Source organism: Stappia sp. ICDLI1TA098 (genome assembly GCF_054880955.1).
In genome coordinates, this window is sequence record NZ_JBTZBT010000002.1 from 756,022 (window position 1) to 775,842 (window position 19,821).

Below are 19,821 nucleotides of genomic sequence, written 5' to 3' on the forward strand. Positions count from 1 at the left end.
AGCCGGAACCGCAAAAACGAAAGGCCCGCGCCATCACGGCGCGGGCCTTCGTCGTTTCGTGTTCTGGCGAATGCCCGGGATCAGTGCAGGGCAACCGTCAGAAGCTCATGTTCATGTGCATTGGCAATCGCCGCATCGCGGCTGTCGGTCAGCATGATCGGCGTGCCGTCGGCGTTCAGAAGCACCCAGAGGCGCAGCCCCGGCTCCATCTTCGGCGCCTCGGGAAAAAGCGCCGAAACATCCTCGGACGTCATCCGCTTCACGTAGGCGATCTCGCCGGTGCCAAGAGCCTGGAACTCACCCGGCTCCATGTCCAGTTCACGATTCTCGCAGGTCATAGCATCGCTCCTTTCCGGCGGGCGATCAGGTCGCGCCACCGTGTATCAGTCACTGTCCGGGCCGCCGGATCAAAGAGTCGGGACATGCGTCCCGCCGCTCCCGTCAGTCGCGCGCGTCGATCTCGATGCGGCGGACGGTGCGCTCGGGCGCGGGGCGGGCGAGGTCGATCGACAACAGCCCGTCCTTCAGTTCGGCGCCCAGGATCTCGATCCCCTCGGCCAGCACGAAGGCGCGCTGGAACTGCCGTGCGGCGATGCCGCGGTGCAGGAACTGGCGGGTCTTGTCATCTTCCTGACGGCCCCGGATCACGAGCTGGCTTTCCTCGACGCTGACGTCGAGCTGCTCACGCGTGAAGCCGGCGACGGCAAGTGTGATGCGGATGACCTCGCCCCGCGCCTCCGTCCTGGGAAGACGCTCGATGTTGTAGGGAGGATAACCGTCGTTGGATCCCTTGCTGACCCGGTCGAGCATTCGTTCCAGATCCTCGAACCCGAGAAGCAAGGGGCTCGAAAACGCAGACATGCGCGTCATGTACCTAAGCCCTTTTCAAAAGCGGCCTTCTCGAAGCGCCACGGCCGCGACCTGCGTCCGGGACACTTCAGGTTTCCGGACCCGCTGGCGGCGTCCGGATGGGGCAGAGCGCCCCTGTTGTTGTCTTATATGGCCATACAGGCGCCACGATTCAAGAAAGCGAGAGCCTTTGCAGTCCCCTCCGCGGCGGCAAAAAGCCCGGTGCGCCCACCTCGATGCGAGGCAAGGGCCTTGTCGACCGGGAAAGATCGCCCCGGCTTTCCCGGCACGCCCGCAAGATCCGCCCGCGTCCCGCTGCCCCACAGCAAAAACCTCTTTGCTGCATTGCAAAGAGCTACCGCAAAAATCTCGAATTCTTTCTTAAGACCATAAGACTCAAGGGAATTTTACAATTATCGAGCATAAATCTCTGATTAACGCCCCAACGTTAAAATCCTCGGTAAAACAAGGGATGGAACGTTTCGATGAAACTCCTTACGCACTGCATGATCGCTGCACTCATTGCCCTGGCATCACCAGCGCGTGCCGAGCCCCAGGCTCCGGACGCCGCCAGCCTGATCACACCGGACGTCATCGCAAAGACGCGCGAATGGCTCGCCAATCCGATCGTCCGTCTGTCGGTAACAGCCCAGAACGAACGGCGCGGCAACATCGATCAGGCAACCATCGATGCGCTTGACGCGCAATGGGTCGAGGAGCGCAAGAGCGACGACAAGCCGCTGATTTCGGCGACCCTGTCGGCACCGCTCTCGATCTATCTGCTGCGCGTCCAGGCACAGAACCTCGGCCTTTACACCGAGCTTTTCGTGATGGATCGCAACGGCCTCAATGTCGGGCAGAGCTCAATCACCGGCGATTACTGGCAGGGTGACGAAGCCAAGTTCCAGAAGACCTTCCCCGTGGGCGCGAATGCTGTCTTCATCGACGATCCGGAATGGGACGAAGATCGCAAGATCTGGGCCGCCCAGGTCAACATGACGCTTGCGGACGAAAGCGGCGACACGGCCATCGGCTCGGCGACTGTCGAATTCAACCTCACCGAGCTCATGCGGCGTTCGCAGCCGGCCAGCTAACGCCCAAAAGGTCCCAGTCATGCTCTCCAGACTCTCTGTTTCCGCCAAGGGCGCCATCGCCTTCGCGCTTCTTGCCCTCATTGGCGCCCTTGCCGGGGCGGCAACCTTCCAACGCACCCTTACGGTTTCCTCCGCCGTCGAGCAGGCCGAGCGCCTGGTCGCCGTTGGCAAGCAGGCGACGGAACTGCGCGGCGCGATCCTCGAACAGGCGCTCTGGGTCAAGACGTTCCTGCTGACCGGCGACCGCGATTTCGTACAGAAGGTGGAGACCGCCACCACCGCCATCGGCTCGGACATCGACAAGCTGGGCCAGAGCCTGCTGCGCGAAGCGCCCGAGCTCGCCGGCACGGAGACCCGCCTCACCGAGGCCTGGCAGGCATGGCGAACGAATTTCGTTGACCGTCAGTTCCAGCTGATGCGCACCCCCGAGACAGTCGACCTGGCGCGCGCCATGGAGCTGACCAACACCGGCGAGACGCTGCTGCGGCAGACATTCGACGAGAACGAGAAGCTGATCGAAGAGCTCAAGAAGCTGGAAAACGCATTGCTTGACGTGGAGCGCGGGGCCCTGTCCTCGGCACAGGTTATCGCGCTCGGCAGCTGCATCATCATCACCCTTTTCGCGGTGCTGCTTGGCTATCTCAACTACGCGATGATCTCACGCCCGCTGGCCCGCCTGTCGCATGTGGTGCGCCAGCTCGCGGCCGGCGACACCAGCGAGAGCGTCGACTTCGGCAAGCGCGCCGACGAGATCGGCCAGCTCGGCTCGGCCCTCGACGTGTTCCGCGACAACCTGAACCGGACCCGCGAACTGGAGGCGGAGAGCGAGCGCCAGCGGATCGCCGGCGAGCAGGCCCGGCACGCCGAAATGGCGGAAGTCGCCGCCCGCTTCGAGGAGACGGTTCTCGCGATCAGCCGCGAGATGGCGACCGGCCTCGACCAGCTCAACCTTTCGGCCGGTTCCCTCTCCGACATCGCCAACGGCACGACCCATCGGTCCCTGTCGGTGGCCTCCGCCTCGCAGCAGGCGACGGAGAACGTCAACACCGTGGCGAGCGCGACGGAGGAGCTTTCCGCCTCCATCGCCGAAATCAACACGCAGGTTCACGCTTCCGCCCAGGCCGTGACCGACGCCTCAGGCGAGGTGCAGCGCTCCAACCAGGCGGTTGCCAGGCTTCAGGCCGTCGTCGGCAAGATCGGCGACGTGACCAAGCTGATCACCGCCATCGCGGAGCAAACCAACCTGCTGGCGCTCAACGCGACCATCGAGGCCGCGCGCGCCGGCGATGCCGGCCGGGGCTTCGCGGTTGTCGCCTCGGAGGTGAAGGCGCTTGCCGAGCAGACCGCGAAGGCGACCGAGGAAATCGATCTGCAGATTTCCGAGATGCGAGATGCCGCCGACGAATCGATCCTGGCGACCGGATCCGTCGCGGAGATGGTGAACGCCATCCACCAGCGCACCTCCGCCATGGCGGCCGCGACGGAGCAGCAGAACGCTGCAACCACGGAGATCGCCCGCAACGTCGCCGAAGCCGCTCAGGGAACGCGCAGCGTCAGCAGCTCGATCACCGATGTCAGCGATCAGGCCACCAAGACGGGCGAGCTCAGCACGGAGATGCAGGAAGCGATCCACCAGTTGCTCGACCGCTCCGGCACGATGCAGCGTGCCATGAGCGAGTTCCTGACGACCGTGCGCGCCGCCTGAGACAGGCTCGCGCGGGTCGACCGCAAACATCGCAACCAAAACAAAAGCCGGGCGCGCGAGCGTCCGGCTTTTTCATTGAAACAGTGGGCCGCCGGCCAGGCGATGCCCTCCGGCCGACACGCGCCTCAGGCGATGGACAGAACCACGTTGCCGATCACCTTGCCGCTTTCGACCGCCTCATGCGCCGCGACGATCTCGTCGAGCGCATAGGTCCGGGCAACGGCATGGCGCAGGTGGCCTGCCGCGAGATGGGCGTTGAGGGCCGACACGAGCCTCTCACGCAAGGGGCCAGCAAGTTCGTAGACAATGAAGAAGCGCACCGTCACGCCCTTGGTGATCATCGGCATGAAGTCAAACGCGACCTGCGGGGATCCCGAGCCATAGACGGCATAGCTGCCATCCTGGGCAATGATCTGAGCAAGCGTGCCGACATTCGTCGCCGCATCCACCTCGACGACAAGATCCGCGCCGCGACCGCCGGTGATCGCCGCGACCCGTGCGGCGACATCCTCCTTGCGGTAGTCGATGACAACATCAGCGCCGAGATCGCGGCAGATGCCGGCCTTTTCCTCGGAGCTTGCCGTGGCGATCACCGTCCCCGCCCCATAGAGGCGGGCGAACTGGATGGCATAGGCGCCAACCGCCCCGGCGCCGCCCTGCACCAGCACGGTCGCACCCAGGATGGATCCGCCGCCGGTCACCGCATGAAGCGCGGTCAGGGCGGGAATACCCAGACAGGCGCCCTCCTCGAAGGTGGTTGCCTCCGGCAGCAGGACCGCCTGCGCCTGCGGCAGCACGATAAACTGCGCCGCCGTGCCGGCCGGCCGCTTCCAGGCGCCGTTCCAGATCCACACACGCTCGCCGACGCGCGCGGGAGCAACCCCCTCGCCCACCGCATCGATGACGCCCGCGCCGTCGCTGTGGGGCGTGACGCGGGGCGCGGTGAGCGGCCGGCCGGAGCGGGACTTCACGTCCGACGGATTGACACCGGATGTCTTGAGCCGGACGCGGACCTCGCCGGGTCCGGGCGCGGGGTCGGGAAGCGTCCCGACTTCCAGCACCTCAGCGGCCGAGCCGTTTCGCGAATACCAGCCTGCTTTCATGTTTCCTCTCCCTTGAATTCAAACGGGGTCCCGGCACCTCGATACCCTCGTTCCGCGTCGTGCGGTAGGCCGCGGGGCGAATCGATTCAAATCAGCCCAAGAGGTCCGGTGCGCTGACCGGTGCGCCTTGCGCCTTCCCGGCGTCGACCGGGCTCAGAACCCCTCGAGCACGATCTTTCCCCGCGCCTTGCCGCTTTCGAGCAACGCATGTGCCCGCTTCAGGTTGGTGGCGCTGATCGGGCCCATCGTTTCGCTCAGCGTGCTGCGAATCGCCCCGGCGTCGACCAGCGCGGCCACATCCGCCAGCAACGCGCCCTGACGATCCATGTCGGGCGTGGCGTGAAGGGAGCGCGTGAACATGAACTCCCAGTGGATTGAGACGGACTTTCCCTTGAACCCGTTGACCGTCAGGTTCTCTGGATCGTCGATCAGCCCGAAACGACCCTGCGGCGCGATCAGCGCGACGATCTCGTCGAGATGGCGGCAAGTCTCGGTGGTGGAGAAAACGATCCCCGGCGCGCCCAGTTGGAGCGCCTCGACCTGCGCGGCCAGCAGCTTGCCGTGGTCGATGACGTGATGCGCGCCAAGCGACAGGCACCAGTCGCGGGTTTCGGGCCGCGAGGCCGTCGCGATCACCGTCAGATCGGTGCGTGCCCGCAGAAGCTGGATGGCGATGGAGCCGACCCCGCCGGCGCCACCGACGATCAGCACGGCATTGGCCGCGCCCGGAACCGGCCTGGCCACGTCGAGCCGCTCGAACAGCATCTCCCAGGCGGTGATCGAGGTCAGCGGCAGGGCGGCGGCCTCGCCATCACTCAGCTTGCGCGGGGCAACGGCGGCAAGGCGGGCATCGACCAGATGATACTCGCTGTTTGTGCCGGGCCGGTTCAACGCACCCGCGTAGTAGACCCGCTCGCCGGGCGCAAAGCCCTGGGCCTTGTCCCCGACAGCAACGACAGTGCCGACCGCATCCCAGCCAAGAATGCGCGCCTCCCCTTCGGGCGGTATCGCGCCGCGACGGATCTTGTAGTCGACGGGATTGACCGACACCGCCCGAACCTCGACCAGCAGGTCATGCCCGCTCACCTCCGGTCGCGGCAGTTCGAGATCGAGAAGAGAATCCGTCCGCTCGATCGCGCCGGGAGTTCTGTAGCCGACAGCTTTCATGTCCTTGGCTCCAACGTGAGTGTTTGCCTCGGACCTCATGTACACTACGTATCGAAAAGGATAATACGCACAAGCATCGCCTCTAGTGTCGAAAAGGATACCGTAAAATGGCCAAGGCTCGCCATTCACGCTTCGACTGCAGCCCCGGCTGCTCGGTGGAAGCGGCCGTCAGCCTGATCGACGGAAAATGGAAATGCGTGATTCTGTGGCACCTGCTCAACGAGGGCACGCTGCGCTTCAACGAGCTGCGCCGACGCATTCCAGGCGTCACCCAGCGCATGCTGACAAACCAGTTGCGCGAGCTTGAGGAAGACGGGTTGCTGCACCGGGAGATCTATCCGCAGGTGCCGCCGAAGGTGGAGTACAGCCTCACAGAACGGGGGCACGGGCTGAGCCCGGTGCTGCTGGCGCTGAAGTCATGGGGAGATGCGAATCTGTCGCTCTTCACCAGGACGGCCGACGCAGCCGGCTGAAGGCCAAGGCCTCTTGCGCGAAGCAGCAGGAACGAGTGCGCGGGGGAGAAGACGCAAGGCGCGCTCCAGGCAGAACGCTGACCCGCAAGGCCCGCTCGGGCGGCCACGCCGAGAGACGCGGGCTTTCGGTGCCCGATCACCCGGTCGGGGCCCTCGCGCACCGCGCGAGGCCGTTATCCGGCAAAGCTGTTTTCAGGGAAATGCAGTTCCGGAAGGAAGACTGGTGGAGCCGAGGGGATAGTCACCTCGCATCGAAAAGCCGTCAATGAAATCATCATTATCTTGATATTGCAGGGGCTTGCGGGTATGCGATCTGGGTACGAAAATGGGTACGCAGAGGAGCCAAATGCCACGATCTTCAGCCACGGATCGCCGTTTTCTTGAGAAGCACGGGGGACAATGGCGGGTCACCGTAGCGGTCCCGAGAGACCTGCATGACCGGATGCCCACTCGCCTGAAACGCCCGCTGAACACCGACAGCCTTGCGGTGGCCAACCGCCTTAAGTGGCCGGTGATCGCCGAGTTGAAGGCGGAGATCGAACGGGCACGCGGCGGGACGCTCAAGGCGAAGCATATCCAAGACGCCATCGAGATGGCGGAGATGTTGCGCAAGGCGAAGACGGCGGAGGAACGCGAGGCAATCCGCGACGGGGTCATGCTCTCAAGCGAAGGGATGTTGGGTCCGCTCTACTACAGGGGAGACGACCCGGACACCGGCGAGCCGATCTATGAGCACCGCCCGGAGCGCGAGAAGGAAGCGGGGGAGTTCGTCCGGGTCGCGCTGGGCATGTCCACGCTCGTTGATCTGCACCATGCGGCCTATCTGGAAAGCCTCACGGTGAAGCCCCGGACACGGGCGGATGATGTCAGGGCCATGAAGTACCTCAAGGCGTGGTGCAAGCGGGAGGAGGTCGAACCGTCCCTTCAAGCCATCAACCGCAAGGTCGCCGTCCGGTTCATGGATGCCTTGCCCGAGTTGGCCAAGGGGCTGTCGCCGGTGACGCTCAACAAGTACCTGCGAAGGCTGTCGCGGTACTGGCAATGGCTGGAGCGGCGGGAGGAGGTTGACGCCAACGTCTGGCATGGGCTGACGATCCCCCAACCCAAGACGCCCTACGACGAGAAGGAGCGTCCCTTCACGAATGATGAGATGCGGCTGCTTCTCGCTGGTGAGACCACCCAGCACATGCATGACCTGATGCGCATTGCCGCACTTACGGGCGCCCGCATTGACGTCATCGTATCCCTGCGTGTGAAGGATTGCGAGGGTGGTGTCTTCGTCTTCAAGCCACAGAAGAAGGAGGAAAAGGAGCGGATCACGCCCATTCACTCCAGCCTTGTGCCGATCATCGAGCGCCGCACCAAGGGCAAGAGCCCTGACGACGATCTGTTCCCCGAGTGGCCTCCCGTGAAGAAGGCGGGTTCGATGCGGGAGCGATCCTTCAAGGCATCGAACCAGTTCACCGAATACCGGCGATCCGTCGGTGTTGACGACGTGATACCGGGTAAGCGCCGTTCATTGGTCAACTTCCATTCCTTCCGCCGGTGGTTCATGACCATGGCGGAGCGGGCCGATCAACCCGAGCACCTCATCGCTGCGGTCGTCGGTCACAAGCGAAACAGCATAACGCTTGGGCTTTACTCTGCCGGGCCGCTGGTCGAACAGGCGCGTCGCTGCGTGGAAGCGGTAAAGTTGCCCTCGCTGGAGATCGAAGCCTCACCCCATGAACACCAAGCGCCACACGACGAGAAAGCCGTCTGACCCAACTAGCGGTCGAGGCCGGTCTGAGGGCCGGCTCCCCTGTCTAGATTGTATAGCCTAGGGATTACACAGGGCGCCCCTCTTGGGGTTCCCAAGCGCTCCTATCGGCGATGGGGCCTACGCCCGCCCCCTCGATCCTCGACGACAAACAGCATTGATCAGGACACGGACGCGCCATCATTCGCGCCGGCGCCGCTGGTGACCTTGTGGACGAGCCCCTTGGAGACCTTGAGGTGCCGTGCGATCTGCTGAAGGGACCAGCCCTCGCCTCGCAGCCGGTTGGCCTCTGCCTGCTGATCAGGGCTCAGAGCGGGCTTGCGACCGAATTTCACGCCCTTCTCCCTGGCCTTGGCGATGCCGTCCATTTGCCGTTCCCGGCGAATGTCGGTCTCGAACTGGGCGAACACGGCGAGCATCCCGAGGAAGGCGCGACCAGCCGCATCGCTCGTGTCGATGCTCTGGTCGAGCACCTTGAGCGTGACGCCCTTCGCCTCAAGGTCCCCGACTAGGGACAGGAGGTGCTCGGCTGAGCGGGCCAAGCGGTCGATCCGGGAGATCACCAGCGTGTCTCCCTTGCGGAGATAGCGCAGGCACTCGGCAAGCTTCGGCCGCTCGGTATCGAGGCCGGAGCGCTTTTCTTTGAAGATCTCCTCGCAGCCGGCCGACACGAGCTTGGCCTCCTGCACCTCAAGCGACTGTCCCACCGAGGAGACGCGGGCATATCCGACAAGCGCCATGATCGTTCACCAATAACTAGATGTTTGTGATCGTTAGTTTGTGAACGGAAAATGACCGGCCTGTCAAGCCACCTTCGAACCGGTCACGCATGTATACGATGATGACCGATGATCGCTCCAGCGTTCAGGCGCTGGGCAAGGGCATCACGAGGACGCCCCTGCCGTATCGTGTGGGAAGAGCAGATCAGTGGCGGCGGGTCTTCCGCTCCTCCGTCTGGCGCTTCAGGCCGGCCTTGGCCAGCCGGTCCGCTCGCTCGTTCAGATCGTGCCCGCTGTGGCCGCGCACCCATTGCCATGTGATCTCGTGGCCGACCATCGCGGTCTCAAGGCGTTGCCAGAGGTCGACGTTCTTCACGTTCTTCCAGTTGCGAGCCTTCCAGCCCGCAAGCCACCGCGTTACGCCGCTAACGACATAGGTGCTGTCGGACACAAGCCGGACGGAGGTCGGCCGCTTGAGCGCCTCCAGCGCCTTGATCGCGGCCATCAGTTCCATGCGGTTGCTGGTGGTGTCGGGGGCGCCACCCGAGATCTCGAGCGTCTTGGTGGCGTTGGTGAGGATCGCGCCATAACCGCCGGGACCGGGATTGCCCGAGCAGGCTCCGTCCGTGTGGATCAGGACGCGACATGGTTCGCTCGTGTTGTCGTGCATCGTCATCGGATGAAGGGCGGGCCGGGATGTCCCCGACCCGCTGCTGCCTTGCGCGACTTACGCTGCGCCGTGACTGGCCCGGGCAATGCCGGCGAGCGTGGGCACCCACGGGGATTCGAAGGCACATGCGCATGCCGAGTTGATGGCGCGGTGAAGGACGATGAGCTGCCTGTCGGTGAGCAGCCCCAGCGCGAACAACCGACTGAACAGGGGCGCGGCTTCTTCCGCGTTCACCACGTCAATGGTGCCAGCCACCGTCTCCAGCGTTCGCACTTCAAGACGAACGTAGCGCCGCACGGCATCGAGAACCTCAGCGGTGGCGTTCCCCGACGCCAGAAGGACGCGGTTCAGCTGTTCGATGGGGAAGACGAGGGACTGCACGGCCTCCTCTTCGATGGCGAGGTAGAGGTCGATCTCGTGGCCATTCAGCTCAACGGGGTGGATCGGGATAAGCGTGGTCTTCATGTTGATCTCCTGTATTGTGGGAAGCGAAATGAAAACGGCCCGGTCCTGAAGGGAGCCGAGCCGCAAGAAACGGGGCGGGGTGTCTAATCTTGATACCCTAGGGATTGGACACCGAGGCGCCCCATGGCGAACCGAAAGACGCCCGGGGCTGGTCAGAACTCGTCCTCTTCGTCGTCGTCCAGCACCTCGCCCGTTCGGTCGAGCAGTTCTCTCAGCAGATCCGGGAGCTTGCGCCCGAAGTAGTGCTCGAGCGCCCGTGCGGCGATCTCCGGGTTTCGGGCCAACTTGGTGCTGAACTCCTTGGCCAGCCGGTCCGCATAGGTCTGGGCCTGCTCCTCGATCCACATCTCGCGATCCTCCTCGCTCATATCCTCGTTGCACTTGCCATCGGCTGCTCTTCGGGCCTGCCACCACCTGTCGAAGTCATGGGCCTGCTCACCCAACGTCTTCATCACCTTGCGCATGATGGCGACCTGAGCGTGGGAGACGCCCGAGGCCTCGGCGATCCGACGCTTGGAGTAGAGACCGCAGAGCGTGAGGCGCCATGCGAGGTCCTGACGCTGCCCGTTGTCCATCGGCAGGACGGCCCGCGTGTTGGCCCGGGCGGCCTCGAGAACGGCCTCCTCGGGCGAGCCCTCGAAGTAGCGCACGGGAATGTCCCGCCGGTCCGGGGAGCGCCGATAGGCCTCGTGACGGTGATGTCCGTCGATCAGGATGAAACGGCTGCCGACGACCATGACGGTCACCGGGTCGAGATCCTCGGTGGACTTCAGCAGCTTCGACAGGGTCGTCAGGTGGTGTTCGGCGAGGCTCTCTTCGCCGCGCACGTTGAACGCCACGGGCAGCAGGGTGATCTCGTCGAGCTTCAGCCGGTCCGGCCGATCCTCGCGCCCCGGTGTTGCGGCGAGAGCGGAGAGCAGACAAACCGCCTCGGCGAAATCATGGGCATCGTCCAGCGCCTCGGGCGTGGCGGGTGGTGGTGGGCTGTTGGTTGGTTCGATCATGAAGGTCCTTCTCGGTCGCCCGCACGACTCCCCAGCGCGGCGACGGGCGCCACGGACGGGATCGGCGGGACAGGGGATGTGGTTGGGAATGATGGGCCAGGACTACGAAGCGTGGTCGCTGGCGGGCGACAAATGAGCAAGGCCGCTCTTATGTCTGTGATGCAACCCATACATATCGGGCCCAAGCGGCCAAGCTCACCGCAATATCTTGTGGCGCTTACGCTGACACCCCCCATCCGCAAACTCGGCAGAACGAGGTGACGTCGTCAGGCCGAACGGCGCCCGACGTGAGCAGAACAGTTGCCGGCGACGACCCAGGCTGCCAAGCACCAAGGTCGGAAATGCCGGAATACCCACCCCACCCGGGGGGTAGTCGCGCGAGCCGGTGATCAGATCAGCCGCTCGGATTTTTGCGGCAAACATTCCGGGATCACGGTCACCGTATTCGTCTTGCCGCAACGAGGCGACGGAAGGCTCGCGGTAGCTCAGCGTCCCGAGGAGGGCGCGATCTCCTTGAGGAGCAATTCGGCCTGTGCCAGGACAGTCTGAACGGCTTCCTGCTCGAGATCCGGCGGATAGCCGAAACGCTTCAGGATGCGCTTGACGAGGATGCGCATCTTGGCGCGGGCACTCGCCTTGTGCTGCCAGTCAACGGTGATGGACCCGCGCATCTGCTCGACCAGTTCATGCGCGATCACGCGAAGCTGCTCGCTTCCCATGACCTCGACGGCGGTATCGTTGCCGGCAAGCGCGTCATAAAAGGCGATCTCCTCGGGGGAGAGGCCAAGTTCGTCACCTCGTGCGGCTGCCGCCTGCATGTCCTTTGCGAGAGCGATCAGTTCCTGGATCATCTCGACCGTGGAAATCGCGTTGGCGTGATACCGGGCAACGGCTTCCTCAAGCCGCCGGGAGAAAGCCTTTGACTGCACCACGTTGGTTTGCGAGCGGCTCTTAATCTCGCCGTTGAGGAGCTTTCTCAGCGCCTCCAGCGCGAGGTTCTTCCTCTCCATCTGCTGGACGTCCATGAGGAATTGGTCCGAAAGGACGGAGATGTCGGGCGACTGAAGCCCGGCGGCCTTCAGGATGTCGACGATCTCCGCATTGGCCACGGCTTGGTTCAGGAGCTGTTCGACGGCAAGCGACTTGGCCTTGTCCGACATCTTGCCGGTCGCGGTGGTCTTGACCAGAGCGGCGCGAACCGCCTGGAAGAAACCCACCTCGTCGCGGATCTCGCTCGCCGCGTCGCTCGCGGACGCCAGCGCATAGGCCTTGCTCAGCTCCAGAACCGCATCCTGATAGCGGCGATGGGCCTGTTTCCGCGCCTGCTCGCTGGTGGCCTTCGCGGCTTCCGCCTGCTGCCACTTCAGGATCCAGTCAATGCCGTCGGCAAGCGCCCTGAGCCGCTCTGCGGGTGTTCCTGAGACACCAGCGCTGTAGTCGTGCCCGGCGACCATGCCCCTGACGATCTCGTACTTCTCGAGGAGCAGGGCAACGGCCTCTTCCTCGTCGATGCCGGTCTTGTCGCGGTCGGACTGGGAGTACTCGGCCAGGGCCTTCTTCAGGTTGGTGGCGATTCCGATATAGTCGACCACGAGACCGCCCGGCTTCTCCTTGAATACCCGGTTCACCCGGGCGATGGCCTGCATCAGCCCGTGCCCCCGCATCGGCTTGTCGATGTACATCGTGTGCATGCAAGGCGCGTCGAAACCGGTCAGCCACATGTCGCGGACGATCACCAGTTTAAGCGGATCGTCGACCTTCCGCGCCCGCTTGGCGAGGTCGTCACGGCGCTTCTTGCCGCCGATATGCGGTTGCCAGTCCAGCGGGTCGGAAGCCGATCCCGTCATGACGACCTTCACCGCCCCCTTGTCGTCGTCCTCCGAATGCCACTCGGGACGCAGGGCAACGATTTCCTTGTAGAGATCGACGCAGATCCGCCGGCTCATGCAGACAGCCATGGCCTTGCCAGGCAGGCCTTCGATGCGCTTCTCGAGATGCTCGACGAGATCGGCCGCAACCTGGGCCAGTCGCGTCCTGGCGCCGACGAGACGCTCCACCGTAGCCCACTGCGCCTTCTGCTTTTCCTGCTCGCTCAAGGCCTCGTCCTCGAGCATCGCCTCGATCTCGGCGTCGATACGCGGCTTCTCGTCCTCGTCCAGTTCGATCCGCGCAAGGCGGCTTTCGTAGTAGATCGGCACGGTCGCGCCATCCGCGACGGCACGGCTGATGTCGTAGATGTCGATGTATTCGCCGAAGATGGCCGGGGTGTTCACGTCGGCCGATTCAATCGGCGTGCCCGTGAAGCCCATGAACGATGCGTTCGGCAGCGCCTGCCGGATATAGTGGGCATAGCCGTATCGCCGCCTGCCGGTCTCCCGGTTCAGCTTGGCGTCAAAGCCATACTGGCTGCGATGGGCCTCGTCCGCCATGACGATGACGTTTCGGCGCTCGGTCAGGACGGGAAAAACCTCCTCGCCCTGTTCGGGCGTGAACTTCTGCACCGTGGTGAAGATCACGCCGCCGGAGGCTCGGTTCAGGAGCCGGCGCAGGTCCTCCCGGCTGTCGGCCTGTTCCGGCGTCTGGCGGATCAGGTCCTTGCAGAGGTTGAAGGTGCCGAAGAGCTGGTCGTCGAGGTCGTTGCGGTCCGTCAGCACGATCAGCGTCGGGTTCTCGAGCTCACGGGAGCGCACGATCAGCCCGCCCAGGAAGGCCATCAGCAGGCTCTTGCCCGAGCCCTGCGTGTGCCAGATGACGCCGATCTTGCGGTCGCCGTCCGGCCGGGAAGCGTCGATGGCGCTGGTGATCGCCTTGCGGGCACCGTGGAACTGGTGATAGCCGGCAACAATCTTGAACGGCCCCTCGCCGCGATCCCCGAACACCGTGAAGTCGCGGATCAGCGCAAGGAAGCGCTCCTTGTCGAAGACGCCGCGCAGCAGCGTGTCCATCTCATAGGGGCCATGGGGGGTGAAGTCGTCATTCGCGCCCGTGACGGAACGCCAGGGCATGAAGCGCTCTTCATCGGCCGTGAGAGAACCGACCCGCGCCAGCATGCCGTCGGAGGCGACCATCACCGCATTCGTGCGGAAGAGCGAGGGGATCTGCGCCTTGTAGGTCTGGAGTTGGTCGTAGGCGTGGTGGACCGTGGCATGCTCGCTCGCCGCGTTCTTGAGCTCGATGATGCCGAGCGGCATGCCATTGACGAAGACCAGCACATCCGGGCGGCGGGTGTGCTTGCCTTCCGCGACGGTGAACTGGTTGGTGACCAGAAAGTCGTTGTTCTCAGGGGTTTCGAAGTCGATCAGCCAGAGCTTGTCGCCCTTCACCTCGCCGTCTCCGATGCCGAACTCGACATCGACGCCCTCGGTGATCAGGCGGTGGATGCGGCGGTTCTCCTCGATGAGGGACGGCGTCTCGGTCACCGACAACTGGCGCATCGCCTGCTCGCGGGCCTCGGTGGGGATATGCGGGTTGAGTCGCTCGACCACCGCAGCCAGCCTGTCGGCGAGCAGCACGTCGCCATAGGCGGTGCGGGCCGGGGCGGAGCCATCCGGCGAGATGACCTGCGAGGGTTGATACTGGTAGCCGAGCTGCTGGAAGGTCTCGATGACCACTTCCTCGACGAGGCCCTCGGAGAAGCCGGAAACCGCGTAGCTGTCGCCACTGTCGCCCTGACCGTAGGAAATGTCGTCCTGCACTCGCCCCCCTTTGCGGCTCCCTCAATGACGGCCGCACGATTTGTGGATCACTTTCTCCCCTTTGTGATCCTCAATGCTGCTTGTCGCTCACCAGCGAGCCTCAAAACGCGAGAATAGCTAACTCCTGCCGCTTGCGGGTTGCAATTTGCTCGGAAAATCGCGCTGCAGAAGGAAACACAGGATGCGCCGGTTTGCGATTGTGGCTGGCGTCCAGGCGCTCCCGTCGGCGCAAATTGCTTCCGTTTAAACGGGCTTAAATAACAAGGTTCTGTTTTATATGATCTTTCTCCGCCATGGGCGCTGAGTGACTGAGTGCAATTTAATAAGGCCAGCTGACTGGCGGACACCCTGTCTGTGAGGCCTGCAAATGGGATGAAATTGGATCCCATTGCTCCGGCTCAGGTTTCGCCATGATCGACCCCTCAGGCGCCCGTTTGACGAAATGAGGTCATGCCCAATGAGGCAGATACCTTGCATATTTTTTGGAGGCCCCCACGCTTTGGTCAGCCTTGATCAGCCCTGCTTCGCCCGTGATCGATATGATTTGCGAGGCGGTTGATGCCTTTGACGGTCCGAGCCCGAACCTTTGTCGCAGCGTTTCGTTGGTCATCCGCTCACGCATCACCCACTTCAGGACGCAATGCTGATAGCAGGCCCGGATACGGTCATCCCGGGTCATTTCCTCGAAATCCCGCACTCCATGGACCACGACTGTCGTCCTGCCGAGATCTGCCCGAAACTCAGGTGCCGGCAGTTGGTAGACCTCGACAGTGTGCACGACGCGATCAACGCCGCTGCTGCGCTCCTCGCAGATATCCATGCGCCGCATCAAATCGGTCAGTCGCTCGTTGCGCGAGCTATAACCGTCGATGAAGCGTTCCACCGGCACGATTGGCTCACCGGGATTGGAGATCTCCACCCGGTTCGCGTAGATCTCGATCATCGGCCCGACGCCGGTTGTGGTGAAGTCCTGATGGATCAGGGCATTCGCGATCAACTCACGAATGGCGTCCTCGGGCAGCAGCGTTATGCTCTGCCGTAGCGCGTTCTTGATGACCTCGTTCTGCGGCAATTGCCCCATGACAAATGCCACCAGTCCCTGGAAGCCCGCCGCATAGCCCCGATCCCCGGTCTGGTCGATGCGGGTCTCCAGCTTGTTGTTGCCGGAATAGACGACAACGCGCGGAGCCTTTCTTGCCAGATCGGGGAAATTCCTCAGTCGCTTTGCGAGCAGAAGCCCGCCGCATCGACGGATTGAATAGCCGCCATCTGCTTCATCGATCAGCTGTTCGCTCAACAAACGCTCCAGAACCCCTGCGCGGGTGCTGGGATAGGGCAACTTGAGGAGTTCGAAGAACGCCTGTGTGTCGAGAAGATCGACGACCTCCTGTTCGTCCAGCCCTTTTTTCGTTGGCTCGTCCAGCCATTCGGGTCCGCCCTCGGCGAAGATCTTCCGCAGTCGATCTTCCGACATGGGCACAAGGCTCTCTCCCGAGCGCATCAGGTAGGAGCCCTTGAAATTGTAGGCGGCGCCTTTTGGTCGCGAGGGAATATGAAAGATCACAACGCGACCGTCGGGGTGATCGACCGCCTCCACGTCGACACGAAAACCGACAGCGGTGAAAAGTTCGGCTTCGGTGGCGATAGGGTTGGGAAAGGCACTTGAGCCGACCACCTTGCGCGGCGGTGTATCCGTTATGCCAAGCAAAAGCTGGCCGCCGCCCTCGTTTGCGATGGCGATGCAATACCTTGCCAGTTTCTCGCGGTCGAAACTGGCCTTCGCTTCCTTGAACTCCAGCGTCTGCGTTTCTGTCGGCGCGTTCCGCCAGAGATCGATCTGTTCGACCGTGGTCATCATGCAACCTCGCGGGCGCGGTCTCGCGCTTCGCCAAGCCGGATATCGCCGGACATCAGCTTGGGGAGGAGAAGGTCGCGGGTGGCCGCGAGGGTGCGGTTTTCTCGTCCGTTGGCGCTTATCTTGCCAAAGGCTGGCAGAACGAAATCGGCAAAAGCCGTCAGGATCTCACTTTTAGGGGCAACAAAAGGGAAGTCTGCTAAACGGTCTACCTGCGCCCGCTGCCTCCCGGATGTGCCGGTCATGCTGGCAATGGCTGTAGCTCGAAACTCTGGATGCCGCACAAGCAAATAGGCGAATGGGGGCGGGACGCCCTGACGCGAACGAACAACATAGAATTCTGTTGATCCCCATCCAACGGTCTCTGCATCCGCCAAGAAGTCCACGAATGCGGCCTTGCCGTTTTCCAGACACGGCGTGATCCGTGCAAGGAGCGCATCATTATTCTTGAAACGCATGCCGGAACCGTACTCGCGCTGGACAGGCGGCTCCGCAATCGACCCATTCGTCGGCAAGGACGACATGTCACTATAAGGAGCAAGCGTCCCCTTCTTCAAAGGCTGCTTCGGGTTGAACTCGACCAGTGCGGAAATCGCACAAGCGTTCCACTCGTCGGGCAATCCATTGTCGCCGAGCATGGCGGGGAAGAGATCGGCCAGCGCCCGGGCGCGGTCCGCTTCCTGCACGAGGCCACCCATGATGGCGACGGGATTGCTCGCGCCCTCGAGCTTGCGGCGGGTCGGGCCGAAATCCACGAACCAGTCGCGGAAGATCGCCTGCGCCATCGCCTCCAGCGTCTCGTTCATCCGCCGGTTCAGCTCGATCTTGTCGTCAAGGGAACTAAGGAGTTCAACTATTCGATGCTGTTCACCGAGCGGCGGTAAGGGGATGCTAATGCCTTTTAACTTCGTCAGATTAAAGCCCGGAACCGAGCTGCCAATTGCATTTATTTGTATCTGATGCTGCCCCCGAGGACTTGAGAAGAAGTAGTAGACAAATAGGGGAGATGCCAAAGCCTCGTCTAGCGTCAGTTTCATCTGCTTATTGCTGACAATATAGCGAGCGAAGGATGCGCTATCATCAATCAAGCCGACCTGACTGATGGTACCCCAGCACGTGAAAACGAGATCGCCCTTTACAGCAACGGATCGCGCAAATTCACGAGCCAAATCCTCTTCGACGTACACAATCCCAGTCTCGTCTAGGCGTATCTCTACACATTCGCTAAGGTTGCTTCCGCGAATAAGAGGAATTCCACTGTCACGAAATGTCTTGCTCCCTATTGACGAGCCAAAGGGGCCGGTCGCAAGTGATCCTTTTTTCTTTGCTGCTAACTCGTCGACGGTCACAATTTGCCAGTCAGTCATGGTATGCGACCATTTTTAACGCTGAGAAAATTCGTTCTTCAACTCGCCGCCCCTCCTCGAACTGCTTCTCCAACGTCTCCCTCAATCCCTCGAACTTCTCCTCGAACGGCACACCATCATCCTCGACAGCTGCGGCGTCGACATAGCGCCCCGGCGTCAGAACGTATCCGTGCTCGCGCACCTCCTCCAGGCTTGCTGCCTTGCAGAAGCCCGGTTCGTCCGCATGGTCCGCCCAGCCATTGGCCTTCCGCGTTTCCGGCTTCGAGCGCCAGCGGTGATAGGCGCCGGCGATCTTGTCGATATCCTCACCCGTGAACTCGCGGCGCACCCGGTCGACCATGAAGCCGAGCTTGCGGGCGTCGATGAACAGGATCTCACCGCGCCGGTCGCGGTGGCCATTGGCGCTCTTGTCGCGGGCGAGGATCCAGAGGCAGGCGGGGATCTGGGTCGAATAGAAGAGCTGGCCCGGCAGGGCCACCATGCAGTCCACCACATCGGCCTCGATCATCGCCTTGCGGATCTCGCCCTCGCCGGATTGCTGCGAGGACATGGAACCGTTGGCCAGCACCACACCGGCCGTGCCGCGTGGGGCAAGGTGATGAATGATGTGCTGCAGCCAGCCGAAATTGGCGTTGCCCTTGGGCGGGAGGCCGAACTTCCAGCGGGCGTCCTCCGCCAGCCGGTCGCCGCCCCAGTCGGAAATGTTGAAGGGCGGATTGGCGAGGATGAAGTCTGCCTTCAGGTCGGGCAGTTCATCCCGATGGAAGCTGCCCTCGTTGTTCCAGCGGATGTCCGCGTCGATGCCCTGCACGGCGAGGTTCATCTTCGCAAGGCGCCAGGTGGTGTGGTTGATCTCCTGGCCATAGACGGCGATGTCGTTGCGCCGGCCGCCATGCTCCTCGATGAACTTCTCCGACTGGACGAACATGCCGCCCGAGCCGCAGCAGGGGTCGTAGACGCGGCCCTTGTAGGGCTCCAGCATCTCGACCAGCGTGCGCACCACGGAACGGGGGGTGAAGAACTCGCCGCCGCGCTTGCCTTCCGAGCTTGCGAAACCCGACAGGAAGTACTCGTAGACCCGCCCGAGCAGGTCGCGGGCACGGTCGGTGTCGTCATGCAGGCCGATGTTGGAGAACAGGTCGATCAGTTCGCCCAGCATGGTCTTGTTGAGCGTCGGGCGAGCGTAGTTCTTCGGCAGGACGCCCTTCAGCCCCTCGTTCGACGGGAAGCGCTCGATGGCCTCCATCGCCTCGTCGATCAGCTTGCCGATCTCGGGCCGCTTGGCATTGGCCTGCAGGTGAGCCCAGCGGGCCTCCTTCGGCACCCAGAAGACGTTCTCGGCGAGATACTCCTCCGGGTCCTCCGCATCGGCATATTCATCCGCCGCGAGCCTGGCATGGAGCCCGTCGAAGGCATCGGAAATATACTTCAGGAAGATGAGGCCGAGCGCCACATGCTTGTATTCCGAGGGCTCCAGATTGCCCCGCAGCTTGTCCGCCGCCTTGAAAAGCTCTGCCGAGAAATTGAGGTCGCCCGAAACGTCGCTTGCCACTGTTGCTCCCCCTGCAAATCGCTCTGGTGGAAGCTAGGATAGCGGTGCAGAGGATGCAAAGCATTCGTGCCTGCCGCCAGAGGCTGTATGCACAGCTGTCAGTCCCGTCGGAGTGCAGGCGACCTGGGTACGCAAAGCGGGTACGAACATGGGTACGCAGGCTGTGAGCCATGCGCCTTAGTCGTTTGATATGAAAGGATTTTTTAGGTGCGGGGGAAAATTGGTGGAGCCGAGGGGAATCGAACCCCTGACCTCTTGAATGCCATTCAAGCGCTCTCCCAACTGAGCTACGGCCCCGTCTTCCAGACTTGAACGAAGCCTCCACCTTGTGGTTTCGAGCTTCG

General features: G+C 62.9%; 16 protein-coding genes and 1 tRNA gene. 4 read left to right on the forward strand and 13 right to left on the reverse strand.

The genetic code is table 11. The features are described from left to right. Positions 1 to 80: 80 nt before the first annotated feature. Entirely contained in the window at positions 81 to 338 is a 258-nt protein-coding gene (locus tag ACSLUQ_RS13780) for a BQ00720 family protein (protein WP_417771954.1), read from the reverse strand. A 103-nt stretch (positions 339 to 441) separates the two neighbouring features. Next, positions 442 to 870: an Hsp20 family protein gene (locus ACSLUQ_RS13785; RefSeq protein WP_417771953.1), complete on the reverse strand. Its 429-nt coding sequence runs from the start codon at positions 868 to 870 to the stop codon at positions 442 to 444. 464 nt (positions 871 to 1,334) lie between these two features. Here ACSLUQ_RS13785 and ACSLUQ_RS13790 point away from each other — a divergent pair, with 464 nt between their 5' ends. Then, the gene (locus ACSLUQ_RS13790; protein ID WP_461808842.1) at positions 1,335 to 1,943 is read left to right on the forward strand and encodes a hypothetical protein; all 609 of its coding nucleotides are present in this window, start codon (positions 1,335 to 1,337) and stop codon (positions 1,941 to 1,943) included. 19 nt (positions 1,944 to 1,962) lie between these two features. Continuing rightward, positions 1,963 to 3,648 (forward strand): methyl-accepting chemotaxis protein, encoded by a 1,686-nt coding sequence (locus tag ACSLUQ_RS13795; protein WP_461808843.1) that lies wholly within the window; start codon positions 1,963 to 1,965, stop codon positions 3,646 to 3,648. 125 nt (positions 3,649 to 3,773) lie between these two features. Here the strand turns inward: ACSLUQ_RS13795 and ACSLUQ_RS13800 are convergent, their stop codons facing one another. Continuing rightward, the gene (locus ACSLUQ_RS13800; protein ID WP_461808844.1) at positions 3,774 to 4,751 is read right to left on the reverse strand and encodes an NADPH:quinone reductase; all 978 of its coding nucleotides are present in this window, start codon (positions 4,749 to 4,751) and stop codon (positions 3,774 to 3,776) included. A gap of 153 nt (positions 4,752 to 4,904) precedes the next feature. After that, entirely contained in the window at positions 4,905 to 5,918 is a 1,014-nt protein-coding gene (locus ACSLUQ_RS13805) for a zinc-binding alcohol dehydrogenase family protein (RefSeq protein ID WP_461808845.1), read from the reverse strand. 107 nt (positions 5,919 to 6,025) lie between these two features. On the opposite strand from ACSLUQ_RS13805, the gene ACSLUQ_RS13810 reads away from it, so the two are divergent. Together ACSLUQ_RS13810 and ACSLUQ_RS13815 are read left to right on the forward strand one after the other, a co-directional pair. After that, complete coding sequence (locus ACSLUQ_RS13810; RefSeq protein ID WP_417771948.1) at positions 6,026 to 6,391, forward strand: winged helix-turn-helix transcriptional regulator; 366 nt, start codon at positions 6,026 to 6,028, stop codon at positions 6,389 to 6,391. Positions 6,392 to 6,737: 346 nt separating this feature from the next. Next, positions 6,738 to 8,153: a tyrosine-type recombinase/integrase gene (locus ACSLUQ_RS13815; protein WP_461808846.1), complete on the forward strand. Its 1,416-nt coding sequence runs from the start codon at positions 6,738 to 6,740 to the stop codon at positions 8,151 to 8,153. A 158-nt stretch (positions 8,154 to 8,311) separates the two neighbouring features. Here ACSLUQ_RS13815 and ACSLUQ_RS13820 read toward each other — a convergent pair whose 3' ends face one another. The 9 genes from ACSLUQ_RS13820 to ACSLUQ_RS13860 all read right to left on the reverse strand — a co-directional run bounded on the left by ACSLUQ_RS13820 (position 8,312) and on the right by ACSLUQ_RS13860 (position 19,774). Next, positions 8,312 to 8,890, reverse strand: a complete 579-nt coding sequence (locus ACSLUQ_RS13820) for a recombinase family protein (RefSeq protein ID WP_461808847.1) — start codon at positions 8,888 to 8,890, stop codon at positions 8,312 to 8,314. Positions 8,891 to 9,074: 184 nt separating this feature from the next. Next, a complete protein-coding gene (gene rnhA / locus ACSLUQ_RS13825; protein ID WP_461808848.1) occupies positions 9,075 to 9,539 on the reverse strand; it encodes a ribonuclease HI in 465 nt (154 codons plus the stop codon). Positions 9,540 to 9,596: 57 nt separating this feature from the next. Continuing rightward, positions 9,597 to 10,004 (reverse strand): hypothetical protein, encoded by a 408-nt coding sequence (locus ACSLUQ_RS13830; RefSeq protein ID WP_461808849.1) that lies wholly within the window; start codon positions 10,002 to 10,004, stop codon positions 9,597 to 9,599. Positions 10,005 to 10,156: 152 nt separating this feature from the next. Then, positions 10,157 to 11,008, reverse strand: coding sequence for a ParB/RepB/Spo0J family partition protein (locus ACSLUQ_RS13835; RefSeq protein WP_461808850.1), 852 nt, complete (start codon positions 11,006 to 11,008; stop codon positions 10,157 to 10,159). Between the two features lie 485 nt (positions 11,009 to 11,493). Then, positions 11,494 to 14,703, reverse strand: a complete 3,210-nt coding sequence (locus ACSLUQ_RS13840; protein ID WP_461808851.1) for a type I restriction endonuclease subunit R — start codon at positions 14,701 to 14,703, stop codon at positions 11,494 to 11,496. A 448-nt stretch (positions 14,704 to 15,151) separates the two neighbouring features. Next, on the reverse strand, positions 15,152 to 16,561 hold the full coding sequence (locus ACSLUQ_RS13845; protein WP_461808852.1) for an ATP-binding protein: 1,410 nt from the start codon (positions 16,559 to 16,561) through the stop codon (positions 15,152 to 15,154). After that, positions 16,558 to 17,925, reverse strand: coding sequence for a restriction endonuclease subunit S (locus ACSLUQ_RS13850; protein ID WP_461808853.1), 1,368 nt, complete (start codon positions 17,923 to 17,925; stop codon positions 16,558 to 16,560). Before ACSLUQ_RS13850 ends, ACSLUQ_RS13845 begins: the two co-directional genes overlap by 4 nt. Next, positions 17,918 to 19,477 (reverse strand): class I SAM-dependent DNA methyltransferase, encoded by a 1,560-nt coding sequence (locus ACSLUQ_RS13855; RefSeq protein WP_461808854.1) that lies wholly within the window; start codon positions 19,475 to 19,477, stop codon positions 17,918 to 17,920. Before ACSLUQ_RS13855 ends, ACSLUQ_RS13850 begins: the two co-directional genes overlap by 8 nt. 221 nt (positions 19,478 to 19,698) lie before the next feature. Further along, positions 19,699 to 19,774: transfer RNA gene (locus ACSLUQ_RS13860), tRNA-Ala, on the reverse strand. Positions 19,775 to 19,821: the final 47 nt, after the last annotated feature.

What these genes read in the sequence shown, in the direction of transcription:
- ACSLUQ_RS13780 (WP_417771954.1), bottom strand. Translation starts at nt 338, where the DNA reads ATGACCTGCGAGAATCGTGAACTGGACATGGAGCCGGGTGAGTTCCAG.
- ACSLUQ_RS13785 (WP_417771953.1), bottom strand. Translation starts at nt 870, where the DNA reads ATGACGCGCATGTCTGCGTTTTCGAGCCCCTTGCTTCTCGGGTTCGAG.
- ACSLUQ_RS13790 (WP_461808842.1), top strand. Translation starts at nt 1,335, where the DNA reads ATGAAACTCCTTACGCACTGCATGATCGCTGCACTCATTGCCCTGGCA.
- ACSLUQ_RS13795 (WP_461808843.1), top strand. Translation starts at nt 1,963, where the DNA reads ATGCTCTCCAGACTCTCTGTTTCCGCCAAGGGCGCCATCGCCTTCGCG.
- ACSLUQ_RS13800 (WP_461808844.1), bottom strand. Translation starts at nt 4,751, where the DNA reads ATGAAAGCAGGCTGGTATTCGCGAAACGGCTCGGCCGCTGAGGTGCTG.
- ACSLUQ_RS13805 (WP_461808845.1), bottom strand. Translation starts at nt 5,918, where the DNA reads ATGAAAGCTGTCGGCTACAGAACTCCCGGCGCGATCGAGCGGACGGAT.
- ACSLUQ_RS13810 (WP_417771948.1), top strand. Translation starts at nt 6,026, where the DNA reads ATGGCCAAGGCTCGCCATTCACGCTTCGACTGCAGCCCCGGCTGCTCG.
- ACSLUQ_RS13815 (WP_461808846.1), top strand. Translation starts at nt 6,738, where the DNA reads ATGCCACGATCTTCAGCCACGGATCGCCGTTTTCTTGAGAAGCACGGG.
- ACSLUQ_RS13820 (WP_461808847.1), bottom strand. Translation starts at nt 8,890, where the DNA reads ATGGCGCTTGTCGGATATGCCCGCGTCTCCTCGGTGGGACAGTCGCTT.
- rnhA (WP_461808848.1), bottom strand. Translation starts at nt 9,539, where the DNA reads ATGCACGACAACACGAGCGAACCATGTCGCGTCCTGATCCACACGGAC.
- ACSLUQ_RS13830 (WP_461808849.1), bottom strand. Translation starts at nt 10,004, where the DNA reads ATGAAGACCACGCTTATCCCGATCCACCCCGTTGAGCTGAATGGCCAC.
- ACSLUQ_RS13835 (WP_461808850.1), bottom strand. Translation starts at nt 11,008, where the DNA reads ATGATCGAACCAACCAACAGCCCACCACCACCCGCCACGCCCGAGGCG.
- ACSLUQ_RS13845 (WP_461808852.1), bottom strand. Translation starts at nt 16,561, where the DNA reads ATGATGACCACGGTCGAACAGATCGATCTCTGGCGGAACGCGCCGACA.
- ACSLUQ_RS13850 (WP_461808853.1), bottom strand. Translation starts at nt 17,925, where the DNA reads ATGACTGACTGGCAAATTGTGACCGTCGACGAGTTAGCAGCAAAGAAA.